The 26,329-nt window shown below is 70.9% G+C and carries 20 protein-coding genes and 2 pseudogenes; 14 read left to right on the top strand and 8 right to left on the bottom strand.

Annotated elements, in window-relative coordinates:
- The first annotated feature begins 146 nt into the window (after nt 1-146).
- Complete coding sequence (locus tag AB0G47_RS00285; RefSeq protein ID WP_360762273.1) at nt 147-3,539, top strand: BTAD domain-containing putative transcriptional regulator; 3,393 nt, start codon at nt 147-149, stop codon at nt 3,537-3,539.
- A 136-nt stretch (nt 3,540-3,675) separates the two neighbouring features.
- Here AB0G47_RS00285 and AB0G47_RS00280 read toward each other — a convergent pair whose 3' ends face one another.
- Nucleotides 3,676-4,248 (bottom strand): MarR family winged helix-turn-helix transcriptional regulator, encoded by a 573-nt coding sequence (locus tag AB0G47_RS00280; protein WP_360762270.1) that lies wholly within the window; start codon nt 4,246-4,248, stop codon nt 3,676-3,678.
- Between the two features lie 185 nt (nt 4,249-4,433).
- Between AB0G47_RS00280 and AB0G47_RS00275 the strand changes: the two genes are divergently transcribed.
- Nucleotides 4,434-5,906, top strand: a complete 1,473-nt coding sequence (locus AB0G47_RS00275) for an APC family permease (protein WP_360762267.1) — start codon at nt 4,434-4,436, stop codon at nt 5,904-5,906.
- Between the two features lie 2 nt (nt 5,907-5,908).
- Here the strand turns inward: AB0G47_RS00275 and AB0G47_RS00270 are convergent, their stop codons facing one another.
- On the bottom strand, nt 5,909-6,700 hold the full coding sequence (locus tag AB0G47_RS00270) for an acetoacetate decarboxylase family protein (RefSeq protein ID WP_360762264.1): 792 nt from the start codon (nt 6,698-6,700) through the stop codon (nt 5,909-5,911).
- A gap of 293 nt (nt 6,701-6,993) precedes the next feature.
- On the opposite strand from AB0G47_RS00270, the gene AB0G47_RS00265 reads away from it, so the two are divergent.
- A complete protein-coding gene (locus AB0G47_RS00265; protein WP_360763871.1) occupies nt 6,994-8,292 on the top strand; it encodes a glutamine synthetase family protein in 1,299 nt (432 codons plus the stop codon).
- 68 nt (nt 8,293-8,360) lie between these two features.
- A complete protein-coding gene (locus AB0G47_RS00260; protein WP_360762261.1) occupies nt 8,361-9,638 on the top strand; it encodes a cytochrome P450 in 1,278 nt (425 codons plus the stop codon).
- 91 nt (nt 9,639-9,729) lie between these two features.
- On the opposite strand, the gene dusB is transcribed toward AB0G47_RS00260, so the two are convergent.
- Together dusB and AB0G47_RS00250 are read right to left on the bottom strand one after the other, a co-directional pair.
- Entirely contained in the window at nt 9,730-10,869 is a 1,140-nt protein-coding gene (dusB, locus tag AB0G47_RS00255; RefSeq protein ID WP_360762258.1) for a tRNA dihydrouridine synthase DusB, read from the bottom strand.
- Nucleotides 10,870-10,949: 80 nt separating this feature from the next.
- On the bottom strand, nt 10,950-11,786 hold the full coding sequence (locus AB0G47_RS00250; protein ID WP_360763869.1) for a helix-turn-helix transcriptional regulator: 837 nt from the start codon (nt 11,784-11,786) through the stop codon (nt 10,950-10,952).
- A 206-nt stretch (nt 11,787-11,992) separates the two neighbouring features.
- Between AB0G47_RS00250 and AB0G47_RS00245 the strand changes: the two genes are divergently transcribed.
- From AB0G47_RS00245 to AB0G47_RS00210, 8 genes are all read left to right on the top strand, one after another.
- Entirely contained in the window at nt 11,993-13,444 is a 1,452-nt protein-coding gene (locus AB0G47_RS00245; protein WP_360762256.1) for an MFS transporter, read from the top strand.
- A gap of 31 nt (nt 13,445-13,475) precedes the next feature.
- On the top strand, nt 13,476-14,981 hold the full coding sequence (locus AB0G47_RS00240; protein ID WP_360762253.1) for an MFS transporter: 1,506 nt from the start codon (nt 13,476-13,478) through the stop codon (nt 14,979-14,981).
- Nucleotides 14,978-15,406, top strand: a complete 429-nt coding sequence (locus AB0G47_RS00235) for a protein-tyrosine phosphatase family protein (protein WP_360762250.1) — start codon at nt 14,978-14,980, stop codon at nt 15,404-15,406. Before AB0G47_RS00240 ends, AB0G47_RS00235 begins: the two co-directional genes overlap by 4 nt.
- 98 nt (nt 15,407-15,504) lie before the next feature.
- Nucleotides 15,505-16,521, top strand: a complete 1,017-nt coding sequence (locus AB0G47_RS00230) for an aldo/keto reductase (protein WP_360762248.1) — start codon at nt 15,505-15,507, stop codon at nt 16,519-16,521.
- A 24-nt stretch (nt 16,522-16,545) separates the two neighbouring features.
- On the top strand, nt 16,546-17,136 hold the full coding sequence (locus AB0G47_RS00225) for a TetR family transcriptional regulator (RefSeq protein WP_360762245.1): 591 nt from the start codon (nt 16,546-16,548) through the stop codon (nt 17,134-17,136).
- 657 nt (nt 17,137-17,793) lie between these two features.
- Entirely contained in the window at nt 17,794-19,275 is a 1,482-nt protein-coding gene (locus tag AB0G47_RS00220; RefSeq protein WP_360762242.1) for an NHL repeat-containing protein, read from the top strand.
- A 39-nt stretch (nt 19,276-19,314) separates the two neighbouring features.
- Complete coding sequence (locus tag AB0G47_RS00215) at nt 19,315-20,655, top strand: hypothetical protein (RefSeq protein ID WP_360762240.1); 1,341 nt, start codon at nt 19,315-19,317, stop codon at nt 20,653-20,655.
- A 159-nt stretch (nt 20,656-20,814) separates the two neighbouring features.
- Nucleotides 20,815-21,915, top strand: coding sequence for a glycosyltransferase family 4 protein (locus AB0G47_RS00210; protein ID WP_360762237.1), 1,101 nt, complete (start codon nt 20,815-20,817; stop codon nt 21,913-21,915).
- A gap of 220 nt (nt 21,916-22,135) precedes the next feature.
- Here the strand turns inward: AB0G47_RS00210 and AB0G47_RS00205 are convergent.
- The 3 genes and pseudogenes from AB0G47_RS00205 to AB0G47_RS00195 form a co-directional block, all read right to left on the bottom strand.
- Nucleotides 22,136-22,534, bottom strand: a pseudogene (locus tag AB0G47_RS00205) (transposase); the annotation flags it as partial.
- On the bottom strand, nt 22,531-22,929 hold the full coding sequence (locus AB0G47_RS00200; protein WP_360762235.1) for a winged helix-turn-helix domain-containing protein: 399 nt from the start codon (nt 22,927-22,929) through the stop codon (nt 22,531-22,533). The gene AB0G47_RS00200 and the pseudogene AB0G47_RS00205, both read right to left, overlap by 4 nt.
- Nucleotides 22,930-23,070, bottom strand: a complete 141-nt coding sequence (locus tag AB0G47_RS00195; RefSeq protein ID WP_360762233.1) for a hypothetical protein — start codon at nt 23,068-23,070, stop codon at nt 22,930-22,932.
- 99 nt (nt 23,071-23,169) lie between these two features.
- Here AB0G47_RS00195 and AB0G47_RS00190 point away from each other — a divergent pair.
- A pseudogene (locus tag AB0G47_RS00190) lies at nt 23,170-23,574 on the top strand (transposase); the annotation flags it as partial.
- On the opposite strand, the gene AB0G47_RS00185 reads toward AB0G47_RS00190, so the two are convergent.
- Entirely contained in the window at nt 23,571-24,422 is an 852-nt protein-coding gene (locus AB0G47_RS00185) for an LLM class flavin-dependent oxidoreductase (RefSeq protein WP_360762231.1), read from the bottom strand. The pseudogene AB0G47_RS00190 and the gene AB0G47_RS00185 sit on opposite strands and share 4 nt — an antisense overlap.
- A gap of 353 nt (nt 24,423-24,775) precedes the next feature.
- Between AB0G47_RS00185 and AB0G47_RS00180 the strand changes: the two genes are divergently transcribed.
- A complete protein-coding gene (locus AB0G47_RS00180) occupies nt 24,776-26,161 on the top strand; it encodes a hypothetical protein (protein WP_360762228.1) in 1,386 nt (461 codons plus the stop codon).
- Nucleotides 26,162-26,329: the final 168 nt, after the last annotated feature.

Here is a 26,329-nt window from a genome sequence, read left to right as displayed (position 1 = left end):
CCGTCCGAGCTTGCGACGGGGCACTCTCCGGCCACTCACCAGGCACTCACCACGCACTCACGGTCGACTCCCGGCCGACTCCCGGCCGACTCTCTGCACGTCATGGCGCCGAGTGGCACGTCACGGCGCTGAGTTACCGTGACGCCATGCGATTCGGGGTGCTGGGGCCGCTGGCCGTATGGACGGCGGACGGCGGTCCGGTCGTCGTTCCCGGGCTCAAGACCCGCGCCCTGCTGGCCGATCTGCTGATCCACGAGGGGCGGCCCGTCTCCGCGGACCGGCTGATCGACGACCTGTGGGGCGAGGGCGAGTACCCCGGCAATCCGTCCGCCGCCCTGCAGTCCAAGATCTGGCAGCTGCGGCGGGTGCTTGAAGACGCCGAGGCGGGCGGCCGTGAGCTGGTGCGGCTGCAGGGGAACGGCTACCTGCTGCGTACGGCCCCCGAGAGCGTCGACGCGGGCCGGTTCGCAGCGCTGACGGCCCGCGCCGGTGCGGCCGCCGAGCCCCGGGCCCGTGCCGCCCTGTTGTCCGACGCCCTCGCACTGTGGCGGGGGAACGCGTTCACCGGCTTCGAGGACACGGGGTTCGCGCGGCCCGCGGCCGCCCGCCTCGAAGAGGCCCGGCTCTCCGCGGTGGAGGCGCATGCCGTGGCCCGGATCGAGCTGGGTGAATACAGCGCGGTGGCAGGGGAGTTGGCCGAGCTGGTGGTGGAGCACCCGCTGCGCGAAGGGCTGCGCGCGGTCCAGATGCGGGCGCTCTACGGCGCGGGCAGGACGAGCGAAGCCCTGGCCGGCTACCGGGAACTGAGGACCCGCCTGGCCGACGAGGGCCTGGATCCGGGCCCCGAACTCGACGCCCTGCAGCAGGCCATCCTGCGGCAGGACCCGGCGCTGGGCACCACACCCGCCACCGCACGCGCCGCCACGTCCACCCCCGTACCCACATCCGCACCCGCACCCGTGGACCGGCCACGGCGCCCGCCCACGAACCTGCCCGCGCCCGTGAATGAACTGGTCGGCCGCCAGGGGGCGGTGGCCGAGGTGAAGTCCCTGTTCGCCACCGCGAGGCACCTGACGCTGACCGGTTCCGGCGGTGTGGGCAAGACCCGGCTCGCGCTGGAGACGGCGGCGCAGCTGTCGGGTGATTTCCCCGACGGCGTCTGGCTGGTCGAACTGGCCTCCCTGAGCCGCACAAGGGCCGGGACCAGCACCGGCACAGGCACCGACACCAGGACCGGCACCGGCACCGGCACCAGCACCAGCACCAGCACCAGCACCACCGACGCACTGCCCCCGCTGGCAGAGGCCGTCATGACCGCCCTCGGCATCCGGGAGGAGTCGCCCGCCCCCGCCGGCCGACCCTCCTCGCCGGCCGACCGCCTCGCCGAGGCACTGAGCGAGAAGCGGCTCCTGCTGGTCCTCGACAACTGTGAGCATGTCGTCGACGCGGTCGCCGAGTTGGTCTCCCTGCTGCTCCGACGCGCTCGCGGGCTGCGCGTCCTGGCCACCAGCCAGGAATCGATCGGCATCTCCGGTGAGACGGTCTGGACCGTGCCCCCGCTCGACGTGCCCGGCACCCCGTACGAGACGGAGCTCGCGGCCGTCGCGCGATCCAGCGCGGTACAGCTCTTCGCCGCGCGGGCCGCCGCCGCGGCACCCGGCTTCGTCCTGGACGCGGACAACGCCCGGGACGTCGCGGTGATCTGCCGTCGCCTCGACGGGATCCCGCTGGCGCTCGAACTCGCCGCCACCCGGGTGCGGGCCCTCGGCGTACCGGGTCTGATCGCCCGTCTCGACGACCGGTTCCGGCTCCTGGCCACCGGGTACCGAGGGGCGCCGCCCCGGCAGCGGACGCTGCGGGCGATGATCGACTGGAGCTGGGAGCTGCTGACCGGACCCGAGCAGGCCGTGCTCCGGCGCCTCGCCGTGCACGGCGAAGGCTGCACGCTTGAGGCCGCGGAGGCGGTCTGCGCCGGGGACGGCGTACCGCCACAGGACGTACTCGACCTGCTCGCGCGCCTGGTGGACCGGTCGCTGGTCGTCATGGCGGGCGACGGCGACACCCCTCGGTACCGGCTCCTGGAATCGGTCGCCGACTACGGCCTTGCCCGCCTGCACGAGGCCGGGGAGTCCGAGCGTGTGCGCCGCAGGCACCGCCACTACTACACCGGGCTCGCCGAGCTGGCCGCACCTCGACTGCACGGCCACGACCAGCGACGCCAACTGCGGCTCCTGGACGCCGATGCCGCCAACTTCCGCCGCGCCCTCGAACACGCGGCGGACCACGACGCCGCCGACGACGCGCTGCGACTGGTCGACGCACTGGCCTGGTACTGGTTTCTGCGCGGCCGGCTCCGGGAAGCCGGCAGGTCCCTGGACGCCGCGCTGGCCGTGCGGCGCGGCGAACCCGCCACGGACCCGGCGTCGCAGGCCTCGCAAGTTTCCCAGGCGTCCCTGCGGGCCCAGGTCCGGGCCTGGCGGGCGGGCTTCGCCGTACTCGTCGGAGACGGTGTGGACCGGACGGAGTGGGGCCCGGCCGCCGCGGCGCTCGCCGAGGACGTCACGGACCGGCGCGACGGGGCAAGGGCCCGGTGGTTCCTGGGCTTCGCCCTGTTCGGTGTGGGCCGGCAGGCGTCGAGCGAGGAGCTCATCGAGCAGGCCCTTGAGGGCTTCCGCGCCGTCGGCGACCGGTGGGGGATCGCGGCGGCACTGAGCGTACGGGCCAACCAGGCCCACATCCGGGGCGACCTCGGCGGGCTCGAACGCGACGGCCGGCAGAGCGCGGCCCTGTTCGCCGAACTCGCGGACGAATGGGGCCAGTTGCAGACCGTCGAGCCCCTTGCCTCGCTGGCCCAGATGACCGGCGACTACCCACGGGCGGCGCGGCTGCACCGGGACGGTCTGCGCATGGCCGAGGACCTCGGGCTTTGGCCGGAGGCCGCGGACCGGCTTTCCGGACTCGGCAGCACCGCCACGCTGACCGGGGACCACGCCGCGGCCCGGGAGTTCCACGAGCGGGCCAAGCGCCTCGCGGCGGAGCACAGCTTCAAGCCGGGCGAGATCCACGCCGAGGTCGGCCTCGGCCTCGGCGCCCGCCGCGAGGGGCGGCTCGACGCCGCCGAGGCCCATCTGCGCCATGTGCTCCAGTGGCTCTCCCGGATGGCCTTCGAACCGGGGCGCGCGCTGGTCCTTGCCGAACTCGGCTTCATCGCCGAGCAGCGCGGCGACGCGGCGAACGCCCTGCGGCTGCACCGGGACGGCTGGGCCGCGGCGCGGCAGACGGGAGACGCCCGGGCCCTGGCACTGGCCCTGGAAGGCCTGGCGGGAGCGCATGCCCTGGCGGGCCGCCCCGCGCGGGCCGCCCTGCTGCTCGGAGCCGCGCACGCGGCCAGGCACTCCGTGGCGATGCCGCTCCCCGCCGCCGAACGAGGCGACGTGGACCGGATCACCGAGGCCGTACGCGGCTCACTGGACGAGGACACCTACCGGGCCGCATGGGGGCGTGGGCGCACGATGGCCCCTGAAGAAGCACTGCCCTGACGCGCGCCGGGCCGCCTGCCCGGCACCCCCGGGCCGGGGGCCCGCCTTCGCCCGCCGCCCGCCGGGCCTCGTGCCCGGCACCCCCGGCGCACCTTCGCCCGCCGCCCGCCCCTGCCCGGCACCCCCCGGCCAGAGGTCACGCCTTCGCCCGCCGCCCGCTCCTGCGCGGCACCGGCTCGGCCCCGTCGAGGAGTTCGATCCGCCGCTCCTCGCCCTTCTCCTCCGTCCGCACCACGATCTTCCGGAGGAGATCCGCCAGCGTCCGGCACTCCGCGTCCGTCAGCCCCTCGGTGACGAAGGCCTCCTCCCCGTTGAAGGCGGGGAACACCTCCTCCATCAGCCGCTCCCCCTCCACCGTGAGCCGCAGCAGCGCGAGCCGGCCGTCGTCCGGATGTCCCCGCCGCTCCAACAGCCCCCGCCCGGCCAGCGTCCGAGCGACCCCGGTCAACGTCCCCTTGGAGATCCCGGCCTCCTCCGCGACGTGCCGGGTCTCCATCTCCCCCCAGATCCAGACCACATACAGCACCACGAACGACGTCCACGTCAGCTCGGCGCCCCGCAGCACCGAGTTCTCGAAGTGCTGGCGCACGGCCGCCGCGGCGCGGTAGATGTTCGAGACGGCGGCCATCTGCTCGTACTTGACGGGCGTGCCGCCGAGCTTGGCCCGGACCGCCTTCTCGGTCTCGCGGATGGAGCGGTAGCCCGTCACGTGCGTGTCCCCTCGTTCTCGTGTGCCCGGCCGTCGTTCGTGTGGTTCCGGCCGACGGGGCCAGTCTCCCAAGACCTTGCCGGAGCGCATACGCGTCCGTACCATCAGCGCCACTCGAATCTCGTACGGGCTCAAACGATAACGCGTTTCCGGTGGAAACGCCCTCCCCTCCCCGGAGTCCCGGCATGACCGTCGATCAGCATGGCGCGCCGTCCCCCGCGCCGCTCCTCTCCTCACCGGCCGCACCCCGCCGACGCATCGGCGTGACGGGCATCGTCTTCTTCGTCGTCGCCGCGTCGGCCCCCCTCACGGTGGCCGCGGGCGGGATACCCCAGTCCCTCGGGGTCACCGGAATCCTCGGCATACCCCTGCTCTATCTCCTCATCGGCGTCGTCCTCGCCCTCTTCAGCGCCGGATACGCGGCGATGAGCAGGCACATCACCGGCGCCGGCGCGTTCTACGCGTACACCGCGCAGGGGCTCGGCCGCACCGCGGCCTTCGTCGCGCTGCTCGCGTACAACGCCATGCAGATCGGCATCGCGGGCCTCTTCGGCGCGACGACCGCGCAGTTCATCGAGTCCAAGACCGGCGCGGACATCCCCTGGTGGGTGCTGGTGTTCGTCTGCACGGCGGTCGTCGGGGCGCTCGGGTACCGGCGGGTGGACCTGGGCGTGAAGGTGCTCGCCGTGCTGCTCGTGCTCGAGTTCGGCACCGTGCTCGTCTTCGACATCGGGCAGTTCGCCGACGCCCCCGAGGGCATCTCGACCACGCCCCTCTCCTGGGGCGCCGCCACGGACGGCTCGCTCGGGGTGGCGCTGTGCTGCGTGTTCGCCGCGTACATGGGCTTCGAATCGGCCGCGCTCTACAGCGAGGAGTGCCGCGATCCGCGCCGGACGGTGGCACGCGCGACGTACATCGCGGTCGGCCTCATCGGTGTCTTCTACGCGGTCACGGCGTGGGCGATGATCAGCGGCGCCGGCACCGGGCAGGCCACGAAGGTCGCGGCCGAACAGGGCCCGGAGATGCTGTTCTTCCTCTCCGACCGGAGCGACGGCCTGGGCACCGCCTTCTCCGACTTCGCGCAGCTCTTCCTCATCACCAGCCTGCTCGCCGCGCTGCTCTCCTTCCACAACGCCGTTGCCCGGTACGTCCGTTCGCTCGGCCGGGAGGGCGTGCTGCCGCGCGGGCTCGGCGCGCTGCACCGGCGGCACGGTTCGCCGCACCGGGGCTCGCTGCTGCAGACGGCGCTCACGGTCGTCGTGATCGCCGTGTTCGCCCTGGCGGGGCGCGACCCGGTGGCGGATGTCTTCACATGGCTGACGAACCTCGGCGCGCTGGGCGTGATCCTGCTGCTGCTCGCCACGTCGGCCGCGGTGGTCGGCTACTTCGCCCGCCGCCGCGAGCTGAGCGAGCCGCTGTGGCACCGGCTGATCGCGCCGGTCCTGTCGGGCGTCGCGCTCGCCGTCGTCTTCTGGCTCGCGCTGACCAACTTCAGCGTGCAGCTGGGGGTTTCGTCCGGAAACCCGCTGCGGTGGATCCTGCCGTGCCTGATCCTCGTCGCGGCCGCGGCGGGGATCGCATGGGGCCTGTATCTGCGGACGTTCCGCCGACGGACGTACGAGGGAATCGGGGCGGCTGCGGGTCCTGCCGGGGAGTAGCCCTACAAGGCCCGCTCCAGCAGCGTCCCGCCGTTCCAGACCACCCCCACCTGCCGGTAGTACGCCCCGATCGGCTCCTCGACGGCGAGGGCGGACAGCTCCTCCGTCGGCGCGTCGAAGAGATCGAGCTCGGCGTCACCGACCCACGCCTGGCCGCCCTCGAAGGACGCCGCACCGGAGGCGACGAGTTCATCCAGTGCGAGCCCTTTGCCGTCGATGGCGGGGAGTTGGCGGTGGTGGGCCATGGGGTGGGCGTTGACGAAGCCGTTCGCCTCCGAGGGTTCGCGCAGGGTCACCACGGCCTGGGCGACGCGCCGGTCGGCGGCGGCGAGCGTGGCCCCGAAGGCGGCGCCCGCCGCGATGCGGGGGGCGGGTCCGTAGGGGTGCGGCCGGGTCATATGGATGGACCCGAGCTTCTTCGGATACCCCTGGTGGATCCCCCTGGCGACGGCGAAGTCCTTGTCGACCCAGATGAAGACGCAGCGCGAGTACGTACGTCCGCGATAGCCGCAGCGCACGACGGCGAAGCACTCCTTGTACTGGGCGCGGACCGGGTCGAGCAGCTCCGCCCCGGTGTCCCCGCAGGACTGCCAGTCGGCCCAGATGAGCGCGACGGCACCGGGGTCATCGGGCGCCAACTCCAGCATGTCCGGGAGGAGTTCACGAACCCTGGCCGGGTCGGTCCGGTACTCGACGGTGAGGAGGTCGCCCGAGTAGCGCCAGGGCGGCGCGGGGATGAGGGCGGAACGCCCCGTCGCGGTCCGGGGCGGGAAGAATCCTTGAACTCCGGCCATGGGAGGGCTCCTTGGGCATCCGGGAGTGCAGTTATTCGGGCCCGTACGATATGCCTTCCCGCCCTCTCTGTCACGAGCGGCCACCCCTGCAGCCCCTTCCCGCCCCGGGGGCACAATTCCCCGCCACCCCCTTGCCCCGAACCCCACCGACTCCTATCGTTTGGTCTCAAACGACAGCCTCGCGAAAGGCTGGACCACGGGTGAGTGAAGCAACCGCAACACCCCGCAACCAAGCCGCCGGGAACCCCCGAGTCGCCGAAACGGTCGACGCGCTCCGCGCCCAGGGCACCGACATCGTCCGCGTCATCTACCCCGACCTCATCGGCGCGGACCGGGGCCGCGACATCCTCGTGAGCCAGCTGCCCGGCGCCTGCGGCCACGGCCTCTCCTTCTGCCGCGCCGTCTACCACACCACCCCGCGCGGCGACGTCGTCCCCGTCACGGGCGGCCTCGACGCGGGGCTCCCCGACGTCTCCGTACGGCCCGATCTGGACACCCTGCAGGCGCTCCCCTGGGAGCCCGGCGTCGCCTGGTGCCTCGGCGACAGCTACGACCCGGCCACCGGCGAGCCCGCCCCCGAGTCGCCGCGCGCCCTGCTGCGGCGGGTGCTCGACCGCGCCGCCGAGCACCCCGCGGGCCCGCTCACCCCCGTGGTCGGCCCCGAGCTGGAGTACTTCCTGTGCGACGCCGACCCCACCACGGCCGCCGGCTGGTCGGCGTACGGCGGCGCCACCGGGAACGTATACAGCGCGGGACGGCGCGGCGACCCGGACGGCCATCTGCTGCGCACCCTGCGGCAGTTGGCCGAGCTCGGCATCGGCGCGATCGCGGGCAACCACGAATTCGACGGCGGGCAGTTCGAGATCAACCTGGACCACTCCGAGGCCCTGGACGCCGCCGACCGCGCCTTCCGCTTCAAGGCCGCCGTCAAGGAGACGGCCCGCCGCGAGGGGCGCCTCGCGACCTTCATGGCCAAGCCGTTCAACGCACTCGGCGGCTCCGGCTTCCATCTGCACATCTCGCTGGCCGACGCCGCGGGACGCAATGTCTTCGAGGACGCCGGCGCCCCCGACGGGCTCTCCGCGACCGCCCGGCACGCCATCGCCGGACTCCTGGCGCACGCACCCGCCCTCAGCGCCCTGCTCAACCCCACCATCAACTCGTACAAACGCTTCGGACCCGACACCCTCGCCCCCTGGCTGATCGACTGGGGCCTCGACAACCGCAGCGCGATGCTCCGGATACCGCCTGAGAGAGGGTCAGGGACAAGGCTGGAGCTGCGACTTGGCGACGCGTCCGCCAATCCCTACCTCGGCATCGCGGGCGCCGTGGCGGCCCTCCTCCTCGGCATCCGCGACAAGCCGGAGCCGCCCGCACCGCTGGAGGGCTACGGCTACCAGGAGGACTCCGCGCCCCGCCTCCCCGGCACGCTCGGCGCGGCCCTCGACGCCCTGGAGGCCGACGAGGCGCTCACCGGACTGCTCGGCGACGGCTTCACCGGCGCCTTCCTCACGTACAAGCGCAACGAGATCGAACGCTTCCAACAGCACATCACCGACTGGGAGTTCACGGAGTACGCCTTTCTCATCTGAGTCCGAATTTCCGCATCCGATGAATCCGGCCGCACCCGCCTCCCCTGCCCCCAGTAGGAGTACGTCCCATGAGTACGGTCACGAGCGCCGCCGCGCCCCTAGCCCTCTCCGACGTCGACCTCGCCGACAACGACCGCTTCACCGACGCCACCCTGCCCTGGCGGATGTTCGACGTGCTGCGCCGCGAGGACCCCGTCCACTGGCAGCCCGAGCCCGCGCCCAACTCCGGCTTCTGGGCGGTCACTCGACACGCGGACATTGTGCGCGTCGACCGCGACCCGGAGACCTTCACCTCCGAGCGGTTCACCAACCTCGAAGAGGTCGACGAGGACTTCATCGCCCTTCGCCGCTCCCTCCTGGAGACCGACGGCCTGCGCCACCGCGCGCTGCGGCTGATCCTGCAGAAGCAGTTCACCGCGCGCGCGGTCGCGACGTACGAGACGTTCCTGCGCGGCCTGACCGCCCGCACCCTGGACGCCGCGCTGCCCAAGGGCACCTTCGACTTCGTCAAGGAGGTCTCCGCCGACTTCCCGATCAACGTCCTCGCGCGGATGCTCGACGTCCCCGAAGAGGACACGCAGCAGCTCATCGACTGGGGCAACCGCATCATCGGCAACACCGACCCGGACTACGCCGACGTACTCCTGGAGAGCGCGGAGAGCGAGCGCTACCGCAATCTGCCGTTCCGCTCCCCCGCCGCGCTCGAAGTCTTCGCGTACGGAAGGAAGTTGGCGGCCAAGCGGCGCGGCGGCGACGGGACGGACCTGGTGAGCACGCTGGTCAACAACTCGCCCAAGGACGGCGTCCCGCTCTCCGCCACCGACTTCGACAACTACTTCCTGCTGCTCGTCGTCGCCGGCAACGAGACGACCAGGCACGCCATTTCGCACTCCATGCTCGCGCTGATCGACCACCCGGACGAGCGCGCCAAGCTCACCGCCGACCCCTCCCTCATCCCGGGCGGCGTCGAGGAGTGCCTGCGCTGGGCCTCGCCCGTCTACCACTTCCGGCGCACGGCCACCCGTGACGTCGAGCTGGGCGGCAAACTGATCCGGGAGGGCGACAAGGTCGTGCTGTGGTTCGCCTCGGGAAACCGGGACGCGGATGTCTTCCCTGATCCCTACCGCTTCGACGTGACGCGGCAGAACATCGACCACGTCACCTTCGGCAAGGGCAGCCCGCACTTCTGCCTGGGCAACTCCCTTGCGCGCCTGGAGATGCGGGTGATGTTCGAGGAGCTGCTGCCGAGGTTGGCGGACATCCGCTTGACCGGGGAGGTTCGCCGCGTCCGGTCCAATTTCGTGAACGGGATCAAGGAGCTGCCTGTGACGGTGACGCTCGTGTAGGTGCTTGATTCTCCGCGGGTCGGATGTGGCTGGTCGCGCCCACGCGGCGGAGCCGCAAATGTCACAGCCCCGCGCCCCTTACGGGCGCGTATCAGCCGCCGGAGGTGTCCAGCTCTGCTTCCTCGCTGATGCCCGCGCAGTCGTAAGGGTCCTTCAGCCAGCCGTCCGGCAGGACGACGCGGTTGTTGCCCGACGTGCGGCCGCGCGGCCCGTCGGCGCCGACCGGCCACGGCTGGTCCAGGTCCAACTCGCCGAGCCCGTCCTCCAGTTCGGCGAGGGACGAGGTGATCGCGAGCCGCTTGCGCATCTCCGAGCCGACCGCGAAGCCCTTCAGGTACCAGGCCACGTGCTTGCGGAAGTCGATGACGCCGCGCGCCTCGTCGCCGATCCACTCGCCGAGGAGGGTCGCGTGCCGCAGCATGACCTTCGAGACCTCGCGCAGGTCCGGGGCCTTGGGCGCGCCCGTCCCCTCGAAGGCGGCGACGAGGTCGCCGAAGAGCCAGGGGCGGCCGAGGCAGCCACGCCCCACCACGACTCCGTCGCAGCCGGTCTCCTTCATCATCCGCACCGCGTCGGCGGCGGACCAGATGTCGCCGTTGCCGAGCACCGGGATCTCGGGGACGTGCTCCTTGAGGCGGGCGATGGCGTCCCAGTCGGCCGTGCCGCCGTAGTGCTGTGCGGCGGTGCGGCCGTGCAGCGCGATGGCGGTGACGCCCTCCTCGACGGCGATGCGGCCGGCGTCGAGGAACGTGATGTGCTCGTCGTTGATGCCCTTGCGCATCTTCATGGTGACGGGGATGTCACCCGCGCCGCTGACCGCTTCCTTCAGGATCGCCCGCAGCAGGGGCCGCTTGTACGGCAGCGCGGAGCCGCCGCCCTTGCGGGTGACCTTGGGGACGGGGCAGCCGAAGTTCAGGTCGATGTGGTCGGCCAGGTCCTCCTCCGCGATCATGCGGACGGCCTTGCCGACGGTCGCCGGGTCCACGCCGTACAGCTGGATGGACCGCGGCTTCTCGGTCTCATCGAAGTGGATCAGCTGCATGGTCTTCTCGTTGCGCTCGACCAGCGCCCGCGTCGTGATCATCTCGCTGACGAAGAGACCCTTGCCGCCGGAGAACTCCCTGCACAGCGTCCGGAACGGCGCGTTCGTGATGCCCGCCATGGGGGCGAGCACGACGGGCGGCCGCACGGTGTGCGGGCCAATCGACAGCGGCTGCGGCGGCTGGGACATCGGGGATCTCTCCGGGACATACGGACGACGGGGCGGGGGGGCAAGCATCCATTGTCCCTCACCTCACGCACCGCCTGCCCTCACTCCCCGGACAGCTCCGCGGACAGCTCCGCGAGCCGCTCGAGTCGCTCGTCCGTCTCGTCGTCGGCCGGCACGTACGCGATCAGGCGGTGCGCCTGCATCTGCGGGGCCATCCACAGCATGCGGTGCTCAAGGCGAAGCAGCCCGACCTGAGGGTGCTGGTAGCGCTTGACGTGCGGGGACATCGTCGCCACCTCGTGTCGCTCCCACAGCTCGCGGAACTCGGCGGATGCCGCGAGCAGCCGGTCGCGCAGCTCCTTCCAGGCAGGCTCGGCGCCGTGCTCGGCCATGGCCGCCCGGAACTTGGCGGTCAGGTCGGGCAGCATCTCCTCCCGGTCGAGGAAGGTCTCGCGCCAGCTCTCGCTGGTGGCAAGGAGCCACAGGCAGTTGCGGTCCCGCGGCTCCATCGCGTCGAAGTCGCCGAAGACGTGTGTCCAGGAACGGTTGTGGGCGAGGACGTCGTAGCGGCCGTTCTGCACGACGGCGGGGTAGGGGGCGATGCGGTGCATCAGCCGCCGGACCGGCGCCGAGAGCGCGGTGCACTCCGCCTCGGGGCGGGGGTCGACGACACCCGCGAGCGCGAAGAGGTGGGCGCGCTCGCTCGGGTCCATCAGGAGCGCGCGGGCGATCGCGTCGATGACCTGCGCCGACACTCTGATGGGCCGCGCCTGTTCCAGCCACGTGTACCAGGTGACGCCCACCGAGGAGAGCTGTGCGACCTCCTCGCGGCGCAGCCCCGGCGTGCGGCGGCGCGATCCGCGGGGCAGGCCCGTCTGCTCGGGTGTGACGCGCTCGCGGCGGCTGCGGAGGAAGGCCGCGAGTTCCTGGCGACGGATGGCGGCGCCGGAATCGGAATCGGGAACGGGGTCGAGGGTGCGGGCGCGGGCACGGGCGCGGTCGGAGTGGTGGCCGGTGGCGTCCGGCGCTGCGGTAACGGTCACCATTCAAGGCTGCCCCATACCGCAGCCTGCTTCCAGGTGCGTTTGGTACCAGGATAAGAAGACTCTGGTACCCCTCTGGGGGCCGGATCATCGTCGTACCCGTGACTCTCACACCCCATGACACCCACGGCCGTACGTCTCCCACCGCCGGGACATCCGTCTCCGCGCCGACCGCCCTCACGCCCCTCGGCCTGATCACAGTCCTGCTCGGCGCCTCCCTCTCCAGCATCGACTTCTTCATCGTCAACGTCGCCCTGCCCAGCATCGAGCGCGACCTGCACGCGTCCCCCGCCACCTTGGAGATGGTCGTCGCCGGCTACGCGGTCGCGTACGCCGTGCTGCTCGTCCTCGGCGGGCGGCTCGGTGACGCCTACGGGCGCAGGAGGCTCTTTCTGTGGGGTGTGGCCGCCTTCGGCGTGACGTCGCTGGCCTGCGGGCTCGCACCCGGGGCGTGGTGGCTGGTGGGGGCTCGCGTCGCACAGGGCGCGGCATCCGCGCTGATGCTGCCGCAGGTCCTCGCCACCATCCACGCGACGACACGGGGCGAGCGGCGGGCCAGGGCCGTCGCGATGTACGGCTCGGTGAGCGGGCTCGCCGTGGTGCTCGGGCAGGTCCTCGGCGGGGTCCTGGTGGCCGCCGACGTGGCGGGCACGGGCTGGCGCATGGCCTTCCTGGTGAACGTGCCGGTCGCGGTGGCCGCCCTCGTGTGCGCGGTGCGCGCCGTGCCGGACAGCCGCGCGGAGCAGCCACGGCGCAGCGACGTCGGCGGCACGGTCCTGTTCGGTGCCTCACTCACCGCCCTGCTGCTTCCCCTGTCCGAGGGGCGGGCCGCGGGCTGGCCCCTGTGGTCGGTCGCACTGCTCGCCGCGGCGCCCCTGCTGGCCGCCGCGTTCGCGTACGTGGAGCGGCGCGCCGAACGCACCGGCGGCAGCCCTCTGCTGCCCCCGTCGCTGCTGCGCGAACCCGGCGTACGCAAGGGGCTCGTCCTGGGTGTGCCGATCTTCGTCGGCTTCAGCGGCTGGCTGTTCGTGACCGCGGTGACCCTGCAGCAGGGTCTGCACTACAGCGCTCTGAAGGCCGGTCTGACGCTGGTCCCGATGGGCGTCACGCAGTTCGCGACGTCCATGCTGGCGCCACGGCTCGTGGCACGGCTCGGCAGCCGCGCGATGACGGCATGCGCGCTGGTACACGGTGCGGGCCTGGTGGTCCTCGCGCTGACGGTGCTTTCGACGCCGTGGTCCGGAGTGAGCCCGCTCGCCCTCGCTCCCGGCCTCGCCCTGTGCGGCCTCGGCCAGGGCGTCCAACTCGCCCTGTACTACCGCATCGTGCTCGCCGCGGTCCCTGCCGCTCGGGCGGGCGCGGGCAGTGGGCTCGCGGCGACGGTGCAGCAGGCCTGCCTGGCTGTCGGCGTCGCGACGCTCGGCTCTCTCTTCCTGGCCCTGGTGCCGGACCTCGGGATGCGGAAGGCGTTCGCGATCGTCCTCACGGCTCAGCTGGCGGGGCTGATCGGCCTGGCCCTGCTGAGCTTGCGGCTGCCCCGGCGGCTGGGGTGAGGGGACGGGCCTCCGAGATACCGTCGAACCCATGCCCCAGCAAGAGCTCACGCACCGCCGGCGCATGCTCGTCCTCGCGATCTGCTGCATGAGCCTGCTGATCGTCAGTCTCGACAACACCGTCCTGAACGTGGCCCTGCCTTCCATGGCGCGGGAGTTCGACACCGACATCTCCGGCATGCAGTGGACGATCGACGCGTACACCCTGGTCCTCGCCGCGCTGCTGATGCTGGCGGGCTCGACGGCGGACCGGGTGGGGCGCCGCCGGATCTTCAATGCGGGCCTGGTGATCTTCACCATCGCCTCGGTCCTCTGCTCGCTCGCCCCCAACCTCGAATCCCTCGTGGCGTTCCGCATGATCCAGGCGGTCGGCGGCTCCATGCTCAACCCGGTCGCGATGTCGATCATCACGAACACGTTCACGGAGCCCCGCGAGCGGGCCCGCGCCATCGGCGTCTGGGGCGGCGTGGTCGGCATCTCCATGGCGGCGGGCCCGCTGGTCGGCGGCGTGCTCGTCGACTCCGTCGGCTGGCGCTCGATCTTCTGGATCAACCTGCCGGTGGGCCTCGCGGCCCTGCTCCTGACCATGCGGTACGTCCCCGAGTCCCGCGCCCCGAGGCCCCGCCGCGCGGACCCCGTGGGCCAGCTCCTGGTGATCGTCCTGCTCGGCGCCCTGACGTACGCGATCATCGAGGCGCCGACGGCGGGCCTGACGTCGCCGCTGATCATCGGCTTCGCGGGCGCCACGCTGCTCGCCCTGCTCGGCCTGATCGCCTACGAACCCCGCCGCGCCGACCCCCTCATCGACCTGCGCTTCTTCCGCTCGGCGCCGTTCAGCGGGGCGACGGTGATCGCGGTCTCCGCCTTCGCGGCGCTCGGCGGCTTCCTCTTCCTCTCCACGCTCTACCTCCAGAACGTCCGCGGCCTGAACGCCCTGGACGCGGGTGTGTGGATGCTGCCGATGGCGGCGATGACGCTGATCTGCGCCCCGCTGTCGGGCCGCCTGGTGGGCAGCCGCGGCCCACGCCTGTCCCTGCTGATCGCGGGGGTCGCGATGACGGCGTCCGGAGTCCTCTTCGCAGCCTTCGACGCGGAGACGACGAACGCGACGCTCTTCCTCGGATACGTCCTCTTCGGCCTGGGCTTCGGCTTCGTGAACGCGCCGATCACCGACACCGCCGTCTCCGGGATGCCACGCGCCCAGGCTGGCGTCGCCGCGGCCGTCGCCTCCACCAGCCGCCAGATCGGCCAGACGCTGGGCGTCGCGGTGATCGGCGCGGTCCTGGCATCGGGGGTGGGGAGTTCGTCGTACGCGGCGGTCTTCACCGAGGCGAGCCGCCCCGCCTGGTGGATCATCACCGGCTGCGGCCTCGCGGTGCTGCTCCTCGGCGCGCTGACGAGTGGCAGGTGGGCGAGGGAGACGGCGCGACGGACGGCGGAGCGGCTCGACGCCGGGTCGGAAGACTCGGAGGGATCGGAGGGATCGGAGGGATCGGAGGGATCGGCGGGCCTGCCCCGCACTACGCTCGCGCCGTGACTGCGACTTGGGAACCCACAGCGCCTGGCGTACTGCGACTCCCCTCGGGCCGGCTCGTCCGCGGCCGGGGCCTGAGACACCCGCTCCCCGAGGGACCGACCCCCGACTTCGCGCTCTACCTGCTGGGCAAGGAGCCGCCCACCGTCACCTGGGAGGCCCGCTGGGTGCGCTGGCCCGACTTCCGGTTGCCCGCCGACCGCGCGGAGGCGGCGGCCGCCCTGCGCGAGGCGTGGGAGCGGGCGGAGAAGGAACGGGTCGAGGTCGCGTGCGGCGGTGGGCAGGGACGTACGGGGACGGCGCTGGCGTGCCTGGCGGTACTGGACGGGGTGCCGGGCGGGGAGGCCGTGGCGTATGTGCGGGAGCACTATGCGCGGCGGGCGGTGGAGACGCCGTGGCAGCGGCGGTTTGTGGCGCGGTTCGCGTGAGGGAGCCACGCAGCCGACACAACGAGTGACAGACAACAAATGACGAATGACAGATGACAGATATTGAAATCTGTCATCTGTCATGGCATGGTGAATGCATGCGCACACTCACCCTCGGAACCACCGGCCCCCACACCTCCGCCATCGGCCTCGGCGCCATGGGCATGTCCGCCCTCTACGGCGAAGCCGACCGCGCGGAGTCCATCGCGACCATCCACGCCGCCCTCGAAGCGGGCGTCACCCTCATCGACACCGGCGACTTCTACGCCATGGGTCACAACGAAATGCTGATCGGCGAAGCCCTGCGCACCGCGCCCGCCGCGCACCGCGAACAGGCCCTCACCAGCGTCAAGTTCGGCGCCGTCCGCGACCCGGACGGCGGCTGGTCCGGCTACGACGGACGCCCCGCCTCCGTCAAGAACTTCGCCGCGTACTCCCTCCAGCGGCTCGGCGTCGACCACATCGACGTCTACCGCATCGCCCGCATCGACCCCGACGTGCCGGTCGAGGAGACGATCGGCGCGATCGCCGAGCTCGTAGAGAAGGGGTACGTCCGCCACATCGGGCTCTCGGAGGTCGGCGCCGACACGATCCGTCGCGCGGCGGCCACGGCACCCATTTCCGACCTGCAGATCGAGTACTCGCTCATCTCACGCGGCATCGAGGACAAGATCCTGCCGACGGTAAGCGAGCTCGGCATCGGAATCACGGCGTACGGAGTCCTCTCCCGCGGCCTGATCTCCGGCCACTTCACCCGCGACCGGCAGCTGGCCGCGAACGACTTCCGCGCCATGAGCCCCCGCTTCCAGGGCGAGAACCTGGACCGCAACCTCGACCTCGTCGACGCCCTGCGCAAGATCGCCGAGCAGAAGGGCGTGAGCGTCGCGCAGACGGCCATCGCCTGGGTGCTCGCCCAGGGCCCCCGGCATGACGCGGCGATCGTCCCGCTGGTCGGCGCCCGCCGCCGCGACCGCCTGACCGAGGCGCTCGGCGCACTCGACGTGACGCTGGACGCGGCCGACCTCGCCGCGATCGAGCAGGCCGTCCCCGCGGGAGCCGCATCCGGCGCGCGTTACCCGGAGGCCCAGATGGCACACCTCGACAGCGAGCACTGATCCACCCCAGGTACGGTCAATGTCATGGCAACCGGCACCCTGACCCCCGAGCGCATCCTCGAAGCGACCGAGGACATGCTGCGCCGCCACGGCGCGGCAAAGGCCACGGTCGTGGACGTGGCCCGCGCCCTGGGGGTCAGCCATGGCACGGTGTACCGCCACTTCCGTACGAAGGCGGAACTGCGGGAGGCGGTCACGAAGCGGTGGCTGGACCGTACGACGGGCGAGTTGACGCTGGTCGTCGAGGATCGCTCGGTGCCCTCCGACGTCCGTCTCCGCCACTGGTTCTCCGCGCTGTTCGCGGCCAAGCGCCGCAAGGCGGGGGACGATCCGGAGCTGTTCGCGACGTACGAGGTGCTGCTCGGCGAGAGCAGTTCCGTCGTCGAGACGCACATCGGTGAGCTGGTCGGCCAGCTTGAGGTCATACTCGAAGAGGGCGTCCAGCGAGGCGAGTTGACGTCACCGCTCCCCGACCTGGCGCTGACCGCCCGCGCAGTCTTCGATGCCACAAACCGCTTCCACGACCCGGCCTACGCCCCCCAGTGGTCAAGCCCGGAAATCGACGCGGCCTTCACTGCCGTACTGGACCTGGTACTGCGCGGCTTGCGTCCCTAGGGCCTGTCCGATGGGTTGGGTACTGATCTCTTCGGCGGGATGTCGGGTAGTGCGGACGTCGCGGGGTGCCGTGCGGGCAAGCCTCCAGGGCCATGAACAGCAGCAGCCTGATAGCGACACCCAGCACCCTTGGGCGACCCAATCCTACGTATGGCTCGATCAACTCGATCAAGGAGGTAGAGCAGCCTGATCTGCGGCAACGGACAACGGATGTGGGATTTCGTATGAGCGGAGCCGTAGTTCCTTGGGCCAGCGGAGCGGTAGTTCGGCACCCCGGCGCCCGGTCATCGAAGATTCCGAGCCCCCTGGCCTGATCCTCCCGGGCAGGTCCCAGTCATAGTGGATCGTCTTGGCGTGTGATGCCCGGGGCCATGGGCGGGGCGAAAGTTGCATCGCGGGGCGCGTGGAGAGGGGAAGCGGAGCTTCCGGGGTGCGCGTGTGACAGGGGTCGTCAGCTGAGACGGGCCCGAGCGAGTCGCATGGGTGGCAGGGAACAACATTCGCACACCTGGTCCCCTTCCGTAGAAGTCCGCCCAGGGTCAGCCTGGTTCGGCTGGTCACCGCCAGATCAGCAACTTTGCGTTCAATTACGCACGAGTCGGGTGGGCGGCGATGTGGCTGCCTGCATCTGGTATGTCCCGAGTGAAGGAGCAAGCGATGAGTGAGCTCGAAGGCACCTCGACCGCAGCACGTGAGGCGTCCATCTTCACGGTGGCGGGCGACGGCACCGATGATTCCTACGGCGACGACGGGCCGGCCGTCAAGGCCGCGCTCTACCGTCCCCTTGGCACCGCGCTGGACTCGGACGGCAACCTGTACATCGCCGACACCGAGAACGACCGGGTGCGGCGGGTGGACGCGCAGACCGAGACGATCACTACGGTCGCGGGCAACGGCAACCGGGGCTTCGGCGGCGACGACGGCTTGGCCATCGAGGCCGCCCTCAACGCACCCACCCGTATCGCGCTGGACTCGGACGGCAACCTGTACATCGCCGACTCCGGCAACAACCGGGTGCGGCGGGTGGACGCGCAGACCCAGACGATCACCACAGTCGCAGGGCACTACCACGGCGACTACTTCGCCGGTGACGGCGGGCCGGCTGTTGAGGCCTACCTCGTTCGTCCCAACGGCGTCGCCGTGGATTCCGAAGGCAACCTCTTCATCGCCGACACCAAAAACAACCGGGTGCGGCGGGTGGATGCGGCGACCCAGACGATCACGACGGTTGCGGGCAACGGCAACGAGGGCTACGGCGGCGACGACGGACCGGCCGTCGAGGCCGCCCTCAACTTCCCCCGCGATGTCGCGGTGGACTCCGAGGGCAACCTCTACATCGCCGACCAGTGGAACAGGCGGGTGCGGCGGGTGGACGCGGCGACCCAGACGATCACCACGGTCGCAGGCGACGGCTCGAGCGGGTTCGCCGGTGACGACGGCCCGGCCGTCAAGGCCCGCCTCGACCGTCCCACCGGCGTCGCGGTGGACTCCGAGGGCAACCTCTACATCGCCGACACGGAGAACCACCGGGTGCGGCGGGTGGACGCGGTGACCGAGACGATCACCACGGTGGCAGGCGATGGCACCGAGGCCTTCGCCGGGGACGGCGGCCCGGCCGTCGAGGCCGCCCTCGACACTCCCGGTGATGTCGTAGTGGGTTCCGGCGGCAGCCTCTACATCGCCGACACCGACAACAACCGGATCCGGAAGGTGGAGGGCGTTCCCGCTCCCGCCCGGTTCTCGGTGTCGCCGGGTGGGCCGGTGACGCTCGTACGCGCAGGCGCCTCCGGCTACGCCGGTGTGGTGCTCCAGAACGTCGGAGACGGCGACGTCCCTTCGCAGAAGGTTCGCGTGACCCTACCTCAGGGACTGCAGTTCACTTCCGACCGCCTGGTCGTGGGGGTCATGCAGGGCACCCAGTGGAAGGAAATGGGCTCCTACCAGGGGACCTTGACGCCGGACGGACGAACTCTCGCCTTCCAGCGGGTTGATCTGGCGCTGCCGAGCAAGGGGGCGAAGTCCGGTGCCCTGGTCGAGGTGAACGCCTCCGCCGACGCCCCTCTGGGAGACAGCACCCTGGGCTTCCGCGTAGGGGGCCAGACCTCGCGCTCCTCGACCATCCATGTCGTGGCTCAGTAGCGCGGCAACAGGAACTCTCACGGAAGGAAGGGCCCCAGCATGACCGCTCCAGTGACACCCCAGCGCAACGACACCACGGACCCGGAATGGACGGGCATCCGCACCCTCGGTCACGCGAACCGCTTCTCCACCTGGGACAGCGAGTTCCGCTACGACGGCCGCATTCGCGTCCCGGTGGGTGTGAAGATCAAGGAGATCAAGTACTCCTACACCGGCAATGACCGGGCGGAGACGGGCGCCACGTACAACAAGCGCGGCTCCGGCGGCACCGGTGAGCAGTACGAGATCATCGACCTCACCTTCCTCGCGGACTCTGACGTCATCACCTTCACCCTCCGCGGCGACCTGAACGTCGACACCGACCCGCGCCCGGCTTACAGCACCAAGTACCAGGTCCGCGTCGACGTCACTCTCGACAACGGGGAGGTCCGTACGGCGAAGCCGGAGATCGAGGTGCTCGCCGGCGCCTGGAGCAAGAGCGACCCGGAGCTGGTGGGGCGGCCGTTCGTCCGGCTGCCGTACGACAGCAACTGGGGTGGCTCGCCCAACGGCTACAGCCAGGCCGGCTTCGGCTATGTGTCGGACAACGGCCGCATCCCCGGCGACAAGTTCATCGTCGACCTGGTCAACCTGCGTCAGAGCGAGCCCGACGTGCCGGGCAACAACAGCGACCACGTGTACTACCAGCTCATCCACGAGGACGGCACGCCTTCCCACGACACCCTGACCCCGCAGTTACTCAAAGCCGAGGGCCACCGGGACAGCGGTACGGGCCGCAAGGTGACGCTGCCCGCGCTCGACCTGCGGCAGCTGGGCGACAAGCCGGGCTACTACCGGTTCCTGGTGTGGCCGCAGGCCACCAACCCCGACGGTTCGCCCAGCAGCCTGAGTTGGGACCAGGCCAAGCCCGAGGACGCGTTCCAGCTCGGCAGCGTCTACTACCGGTACACGGCTCCCCTCGCCCCGGGCCGGCTGTCGGTCTCACCGGGAGGGCCGGTGACGCTGGTCCGCGGGGGCGAGGCCAAGTACGCCGGTGTGGAACTGCAGAACGTCGGGGGCGGCACCGTCCCCGTACAGCGGGTCAGCGTGAGCCTTCCGCCGGGGAAGGGGCTGCAGTTCACCTCCGCCCAGCTGATCGTGGGGGCCGTGCGAGACGGCCAGTGGCAGCAAGTGGGCTCCTACGAGGGGACCTTGTCGGAGCACGGGCACACGCTCACCTTCGAGCGTGTTGACCTGGCGCTGCTGGGACCGGGGTCGAAGTCCGGCGCCCTGGTCCAGGTGGCCGCCTCCGCCAGCACCCCCCTGGAGGACACGAGCCTGAGCTTCCAAGTGGGCGACCAGACGTCGGCTTCCTCCCTGATCCGCATCACGGCTCAGTAGACCGGGTGACCGACCCGGCAGACCGGGTGACCGTAGAGGCCCTCCCCACCGGAGGGCCTCCGCACCACGGCTCACTACCCCATCCGGAGGGAGTACCTACACGTGGACACGGTGGCATCCCGCCCGCACAGGCTGGCCACACCCCCCAGGTCACGGAGCATGTCCATCGCCGCCCGGGTGTACGGATATCCACCCGACCACAACGCGGGATCCGAGTGGATGCTCCACTCGATGCTCCGCCCCCTGGCCGAGCGCGGCCACCAGGTGACCGTCTGGCTGTCCCATCCCGGAGCCACGGAGAAGAGCTACGTCATCGACGGGGTGCGCGTCGTCCCGTTCCAGCAGGGCGCCCACTTCGCCGCCGCCGCCCAGAAGGCGGACGTGCTCCTGTCCCACTTCGAGAACGTCCCCCTCGTCTCAGGCCTCGCCAAGCCCCGCCAGATCCCCGTGGTGGTGATCTGTCACGACAACTTCGCCGCGAGCTACCACCACGCGGCGGGAGCTGATCTCGTGGTCTACAACAGCGAGTGGATCCGGCGGGACGGCGAGATCTTCTATGCGCGCTACCCGGCGGAGTTCAAGCCCCGGCACTCGATCGTCGTGCGCCCTCCTGTGATCGCGGAGGAGTACCGCACCGAACCGGGCGAGTGCGCGACCTTGGTGAACCTGAACCCCGACAAGGGCAGCGAGATCTTCTGGCAGGTCGCCGCCTGGTCGCCGGAGTGGAAGTTCCTGGGGGTACGGGGCGCGTACGGGGACCAGATCGGGCCGCCGCCACGCCTGCCCAACTGCGAAGTCCTGGACGGTGTTTCGGGAAAGGAGATGCGCGAGCACGTCTACTCCCGGTCGCGGGTGATGCTCATGCCGAGCCTGTATGAGTCCTGGGGGCGGGTGGCGGTGGAGGCGTTCGCCTCCGGCATCCCGGTGATCGCCCACCCCACCCCGGGCCTGGTCGAGTCCCTGGGCGAGGCGGGAATCTTTGCCTACCGCGACGACCTCAACGCCTGGATCCACGCCCTGAGTTCCCTGAGCGAGCCGAACAACTGGGCGCGGGCCTCCCGCCGCGCCAAGGCACGCTCCGCCGAGCTAAGCGCGTCCTCCGACCTCGACCAGTGGTGCGACACCGTCCAGTCACTGGGGGAAGCGAGCCGACAGAAGTCCTTCCGCGTACGCGCGCTCGGCACGCTCGTCGACGCCAGCGAAATGAGTCGCGCATCCAGGGACGACGCCTTGGGCCTTGGGGCAGAACGCCACGCGTGATCCCGCGCCTTCGCACGCCGAGCCCGTCAACGACCCGTCTCGGCCCTGCCAATACCGGCTTGACCATGACGAGTTGGGGGCCGAGCTGCGCAACGGCGCTCACTCTGACCTTTGCCAGTGAGGCCCAGTTCCATGGGCAGAGTGCTGCCGCTGCCGCCACCGAAGAAGCAGAGCCGGCGGGGTCGGTTACTGATCTCTTCGGCGTGATGTTGGTGTAGGTGGGTGGAGCCAAGGCGGTGTTGGCCAGCGGGCCGCGACGCATCAGCGACCAGATCCCTTCCACCGGATTCACATCCGGTGCGTAGGAGGGGAGTTGCACGATGGTGAGCCAGTCGTGATCGGCAGCGTACTGCTGCATGTCCGCGGCACGGTGGGTGTTGAGGTTGTCCCAGATGAGGACGATGGGGGCGTCGAGCTGGATGTAGTCGGTCCAGGCGAAGCTCCGGCGGGCGCCCTTGAAGGGCATGTGGAAGCGGGGCCGGTAGATCAGCCGGGACGGTTCGCCGAACTTGTAGCAGCACAGGGCAGCGATTGAGATGCGGCGCCGGGAGCGTCCGCGGACCCGGACCGTCGGGGTGTGTCCGCGTCGGCCCCAAGTGCGGGCGCGGGGCGGCGTCATCGAGAATCCGGCCTCGTCCTCGAAGACGATGAAGGCTCCGAGCGCCGCCGCGGTGCTTCCACCTGCATCCATACCTCCTTCTTCCACAGGGCCACCGCGTGCTCGTCGCGCTCCAGTGCCCGGCGGGCCGGGCACTGCCAGGACCAGCCGTGCCGGTGCATCAACCGCCACACCCCCGCCGTCGAGCAGGCAATCCGGAATTTTCGGGCGATCACTGCCCTGATGCGCAGGAGTGTCCATCGCTGGTCCTCCCAGCCGTGCGCGGCCGGGCCCCGCGACAACTCACCCTCCAGCTCGGCGAACTGTGCGTCGGAAAGCCGGGGCAGCTTGGGCGGGCCCTTGGAGGCGAGGGCCTCCATGCCGCCCTCCCGCCACGCGCGCCGCCAGCGTTCCACCTACCGCTCGCCCACCCGCGGATCCTTCGCGATCGCTGCGGTCTTCTCACCGCACGCGAACCGCCCACCGGCCTCCCGGCGAATCCGCTCACGGAACTGCTGCCGTTCCGCGGTCAGCCCTCCACCCTGCGCGTACCGCATACCCACGGGGTACCGCAGGGATCACCCATCGTCACTACCCGACATCCCGCCGAAGAGATCAGTAACTGCCCCGCTAGAAGGTCGTTCCCGTCGATGTGGATACCGGGGCGACGCAGTCGGCCCGTCCAACATCGGGCTGACGAGGCGGTAGGCCGTTCACGCGGCGGGCTGACCACCGAAATCCATCTGGCGAGTGATGGGGCCTGCCGTCCGCTGTCCATCAGTTCCCGCCGCAACCGCCAGTACCTGAGACGGCGGCAGATCCAGCACACGATTCCCGAGCGCAAGGACCAGCGGGCCAACCGCAGGCGGCGTGGCAGCCAAGGCGGTCGGCCCACCAGGTTCGATCCGTTGCGAGACAGTCGCAGGAACGAGGTTGAGCGGACGATCAACCGGCTCAAGATGTTCCGAGCGGTGGCGACTTGCTTTGACAAGCGGGCCTATGTCTTTCACGGCACCGTTACTGTCGCTGCCGTCCGGCTCTGGCTCCGCGCGCGGGGCTAGAACAATACGCTGGCGAGGCCGTCGACCTGGTCGGCGTCCGAGGACCAGCAGTAGAGCATGACCTCGTCGGCGCCGATACCGATGAAGGCGTCGACCGCCTCACGGATTTCCTGCGGCGTGGTGAGAAGACCGTTCGCCACGTGGTCTGCGCGGCCGCCAAAATCGTAGTAGGCGCGGATGTTTTGCCGGGCCTGTTCGACGGTGCTCTCTGGGCCAAGGGCGACGTTCGCCTGGGCCACCAGGCGCGGTCGGCCGGGACGTTCGTGCTTCTCCCAGACCGCCTCGACGTCGCGGAACAGGCCGGCCATGTACTGCGGCGGCAGCGCGGCGCCAAGAAAGCCGTCGCCGAACCGTCCGACCCGTTCGATCGCCGCCGGGGCGAAGCCGCCGAACAGCACCTCCGGGCCGCCGGGCGTCGCGGGCAGGGGGCCGATGGGGCCGATACCTTCGCCGTACGGCTTGCCGGACCAGGCCCGGCGCAGCAGGGGCATCTGCTCGTCGAGGCGGCGGCCCCGGCGGTGGATGTCGATGCCCGCGGCAAGGCAGTCGTCCTCGCGACCGCCAACGCCGACGCCGAGGGTGAAACGGCCGCCCGACACACGGTCGAGGGTCGCGGTCTGCTTGGCGAGCATCGCGGTGTTGTGGAGGGGCGCGATCAGTACCTCGGTCTGGATGCGGATGCGGGACGTGGCGCCGGCGAGAGCCGCGAGGGTGATGAGAGGCTCGGGATTGTCGAAGACGAGCCGGTCGAGCAAGCCGAGGGTGCTGAACGGGCCGACGTCAGCGCGCCTGGCCCAGCTCAGCAGCAGGGCCGGGTCGTCGATGGGAAGGCCGAGACCGATCTTCATGGGGTGAATCCTCCGGAGGGCATACCAAATCGGGTGCCGCCCCTCCGTGGCTCCGCGCAGCTGTGCGCGGGCTTGCTCCCGTTCTGCGACCTGGGTTCCAGAGAGCGTGATCTTCAGAGTGCAGTGACCGTAACGCGGCCAGCCGAACTTGAGCAACACCTTTCCGGCACGCCTCGGGCACTGCCCGATGGGTCGTACAACAGAGTCCGCGTTCACGGGACTCATCGGACAGCCCCTAGGGCCCTAGAGCGTGTCGGGCCGGTCGGGTGTGCCAAGTTCCGTCGGTCAACGACTGGGCAACAGTTGAATCACCCCGCTGGAGTGGGCGCGGACGGGGGTGTGAGGGTGGGTGGATGAAGTCTCGTGTTGCCTTGTCGGCCTTCGCTGTGAGCGTTCTCGCCCCGCTCGCTGGATGCGGCGGTGGCGGAACGGGCCCCGAAGTCCCGGTGCCCAGCGCGCCCGCCGAGAGCCGGGCGCCGGCCTCCGGGCAGGGTTCGAAGGACCCCGACGACATCAACGGCGACGGGTACCGCGACTTCATGGTGCCCCTCCCCGGCGGGGGACTGCCCGACGGCGGGCAGTTCGCCGTGCTCTACGGCTCGGCGAAGGGGCTCGACCCCGCGACCCGCACGCTCTACAACAGCCGTGACCTGCCGGGTTCGCCGAAAGCCGTCGTCGACCTGGATGTAGCCGACCTGGACAGCGACGGCTTCCCGGACTTCGTCACGACCGTCAGGGACAAGCACGTGCCGAACAACGGGGCGGACGATCACCGCACCGCCCCGTACGTGGCCTGGGGCGGCCCCGGCGGGCCCAAGGCAGGGGGAAAGCCGACGCCGGTGCGGCTGCCGCAGAGCGCGTCGGAGCTGGGCCTTGAGCAAGTGGTGCGCGGTGACTTCGACGGGGACGGGCACCACGACCTCGCGGCGCACGCGAGGACCGAGTTGTCCCTGGACAAGTCGCCCCTGGTGGTGCTGTACGGCCCGTTCACGCGGTCCGGTGCGCCGGCCCGCACCGATACCAGCCTGTCGTTGCCGGAAGAGGGCGAACTCGTCGTGGACGCCATCGACCCGTCCGGCAAGCCGCGCGCGACCTCCCTGCTGCTGCACGGCATCAGCGACGGCGAGCAGTCCGACAACATCCTCTACCCCGCCCGCCGCGGCACCGGCCTGGCCGCGAACGGCCATCAGCTGCGCGCCGGCAACGCCCACGCGTTCGGCGACTTCGACGGCGACGGGCTACGCGATGTGGCCGTCGGGGACGACGGCAGCCACAACAACGAGCCCGAAGCCGATTCCACATCGCGTGACGTCGTCGGATCGCTCGACGTGTACCCCGGCAGTGGCGGCAAACGCGTCAAGCACCGGCTGCCTGAGGTGCCCGAGGGCGCGGGCACCGACTACGGGCCCGGCGGTTTCGTGACCGCCGACCCGGACGGCGACGGCCGCGACGGCGTCCTGGTCGCCACGTACGAAGGTGCCACCCTCATCGACGGCGACAAGCGCACCTCTGTCCAGCGCAACGTGCAGAAGGGACCTGAGAAATGGCGGCACACCCGGCCCGCGGGGGCCGCCGACTTCGACGATGACGGCAAGGACGAGCTGATCCTCAACTGGGCGTCCGGCCAGATATTCGGCACGTACGGGGAGGGCCCCACGCACTGGTGGATCACCGACGGCACAACATCCCGGGACATGGTGTCCTTCGCGGCGACGGGGCTCGCTCCGCGCGCCTCCTGAGGGGCTGTCCGGGCGGGTCATCAACGCACCCATAGCCTGATCGCGGCAAGGGTGACCGCACCGGGGTGCTGCGGCCCCGGTCCGTTCGTCCTTCGGCAAGTGCGGCTCCAGCCGAGCTCGCTCCGCGTCGGTTAGATCACCCCACACCACTTCGAACGAGCCGCTCTC

The sequence above is a fragment of the Streptomyces sp. NPDC021622 genome (genome assembly GCF_040640795.1).
GTDB lineage: Bacteria > Actinomycetota > Actinomycetes > Streptomycetales > Streptomycetaceae > Streptomyces.
This window is presented reverse-complemented; position numbering and strand designations above follow the sequence as displayed.

Coding starts and splice junctions, on each gene's coding strand:
- AB0G47_RS00225 (WP_360762245.1), top strand. CDS start 16,546: ATGGCAACCGGCACCCTGACCCCCGAGCGCATCCTCGAAGCGACCGAG.
- AB0G47_RS00220 (WP_360762242.1), top strand. CDS start 17,794: ATGAGTGAGCTCGAAGGCACCTCGACCGCAGCACGTGAGGCGTCCATC.
- AB0G47_RS00185 (WP_360762231.1), bottom strand. CDS start 24,422: ATGAAGATCGGTCTCGGCCTTCCCATCGACGACCCGGCCCTGCTGCTG.
- AB0G47_RS00275 (WP_360762267.1), top strand. CDS start 4,434: ATGACCGTCGATCAGCATGGCGCGCCGTCCCCCGCGCCGCTCCTCTCC.
- AB0G47_RS00230 (WP_360762248.1), top strand. CDS start 15,505: ATGCGCACACTCACCCTCGGAACCACCGGCCCCCACACCTCCGCCATC.
- AB0G47_RS00240 (WP_360762253.1), top strand. CDS start 13,476: ATGCCCCAGCAAGAGCTCACGCACCGCCGGCGCATGCTCGTCCTCGCG.
- AB0G47_RS00215 (WP_360762240.1), top strand. CDS start 19,315: ATGACCGCTCCAGTGACACCCCAGCGCAACGACACCACGGACCCGGAA.
- AB0G47_RS00260 (WP_360762261.1), top strand. CDS start 8,361: ATGAGTACGGTCACGAGCGCCGCCGCGCCCCTAGCCCTCTCCGACGTC.
- AB0G47_RS00270 (WP_360762264.1), bottom strand. CDS start 6,700: ATGGCCGGAGTTCAAGGATTCTTCCCGCCCCGGACCGCGACGGGGCGT.
- dusB (WP_360762258.1), bottom strand. CDS start 10,869: ATGTCCCAGCCGCCGCAGCCGCTGTCGATTGGCCCGCACACCGTGCGG.
- AB0G47_RS00210 (WP_360762237.1), top strand. CDS start 20,815: ATGTCCATCGCCGCCCGGGTGTACGGATATCCACCCGACCACAACGCG.
- AB0G47_RS00285 (WP_360762273.1), top strand. CDS start 147: ATGCGATTCGGGGTGCTGGGGCCGCTGGCCGTATGGACGGCGGACGGC.
- AB0G47_RS00195 (WP_360762233.1), bottom strand. CDS start 23,070: ATGCGGTACGCGCAGGGTGGAGGGCTGACCGCGGAACGGCAGCAGTTC.
- AB0G47_RS00180 (WP_360762228.1), top strand. CDS start 24,776: ATGAAGTCTCGTGTTGCCTTGTCGGCCTTCGCTGTGAGCGTTCTCGCC.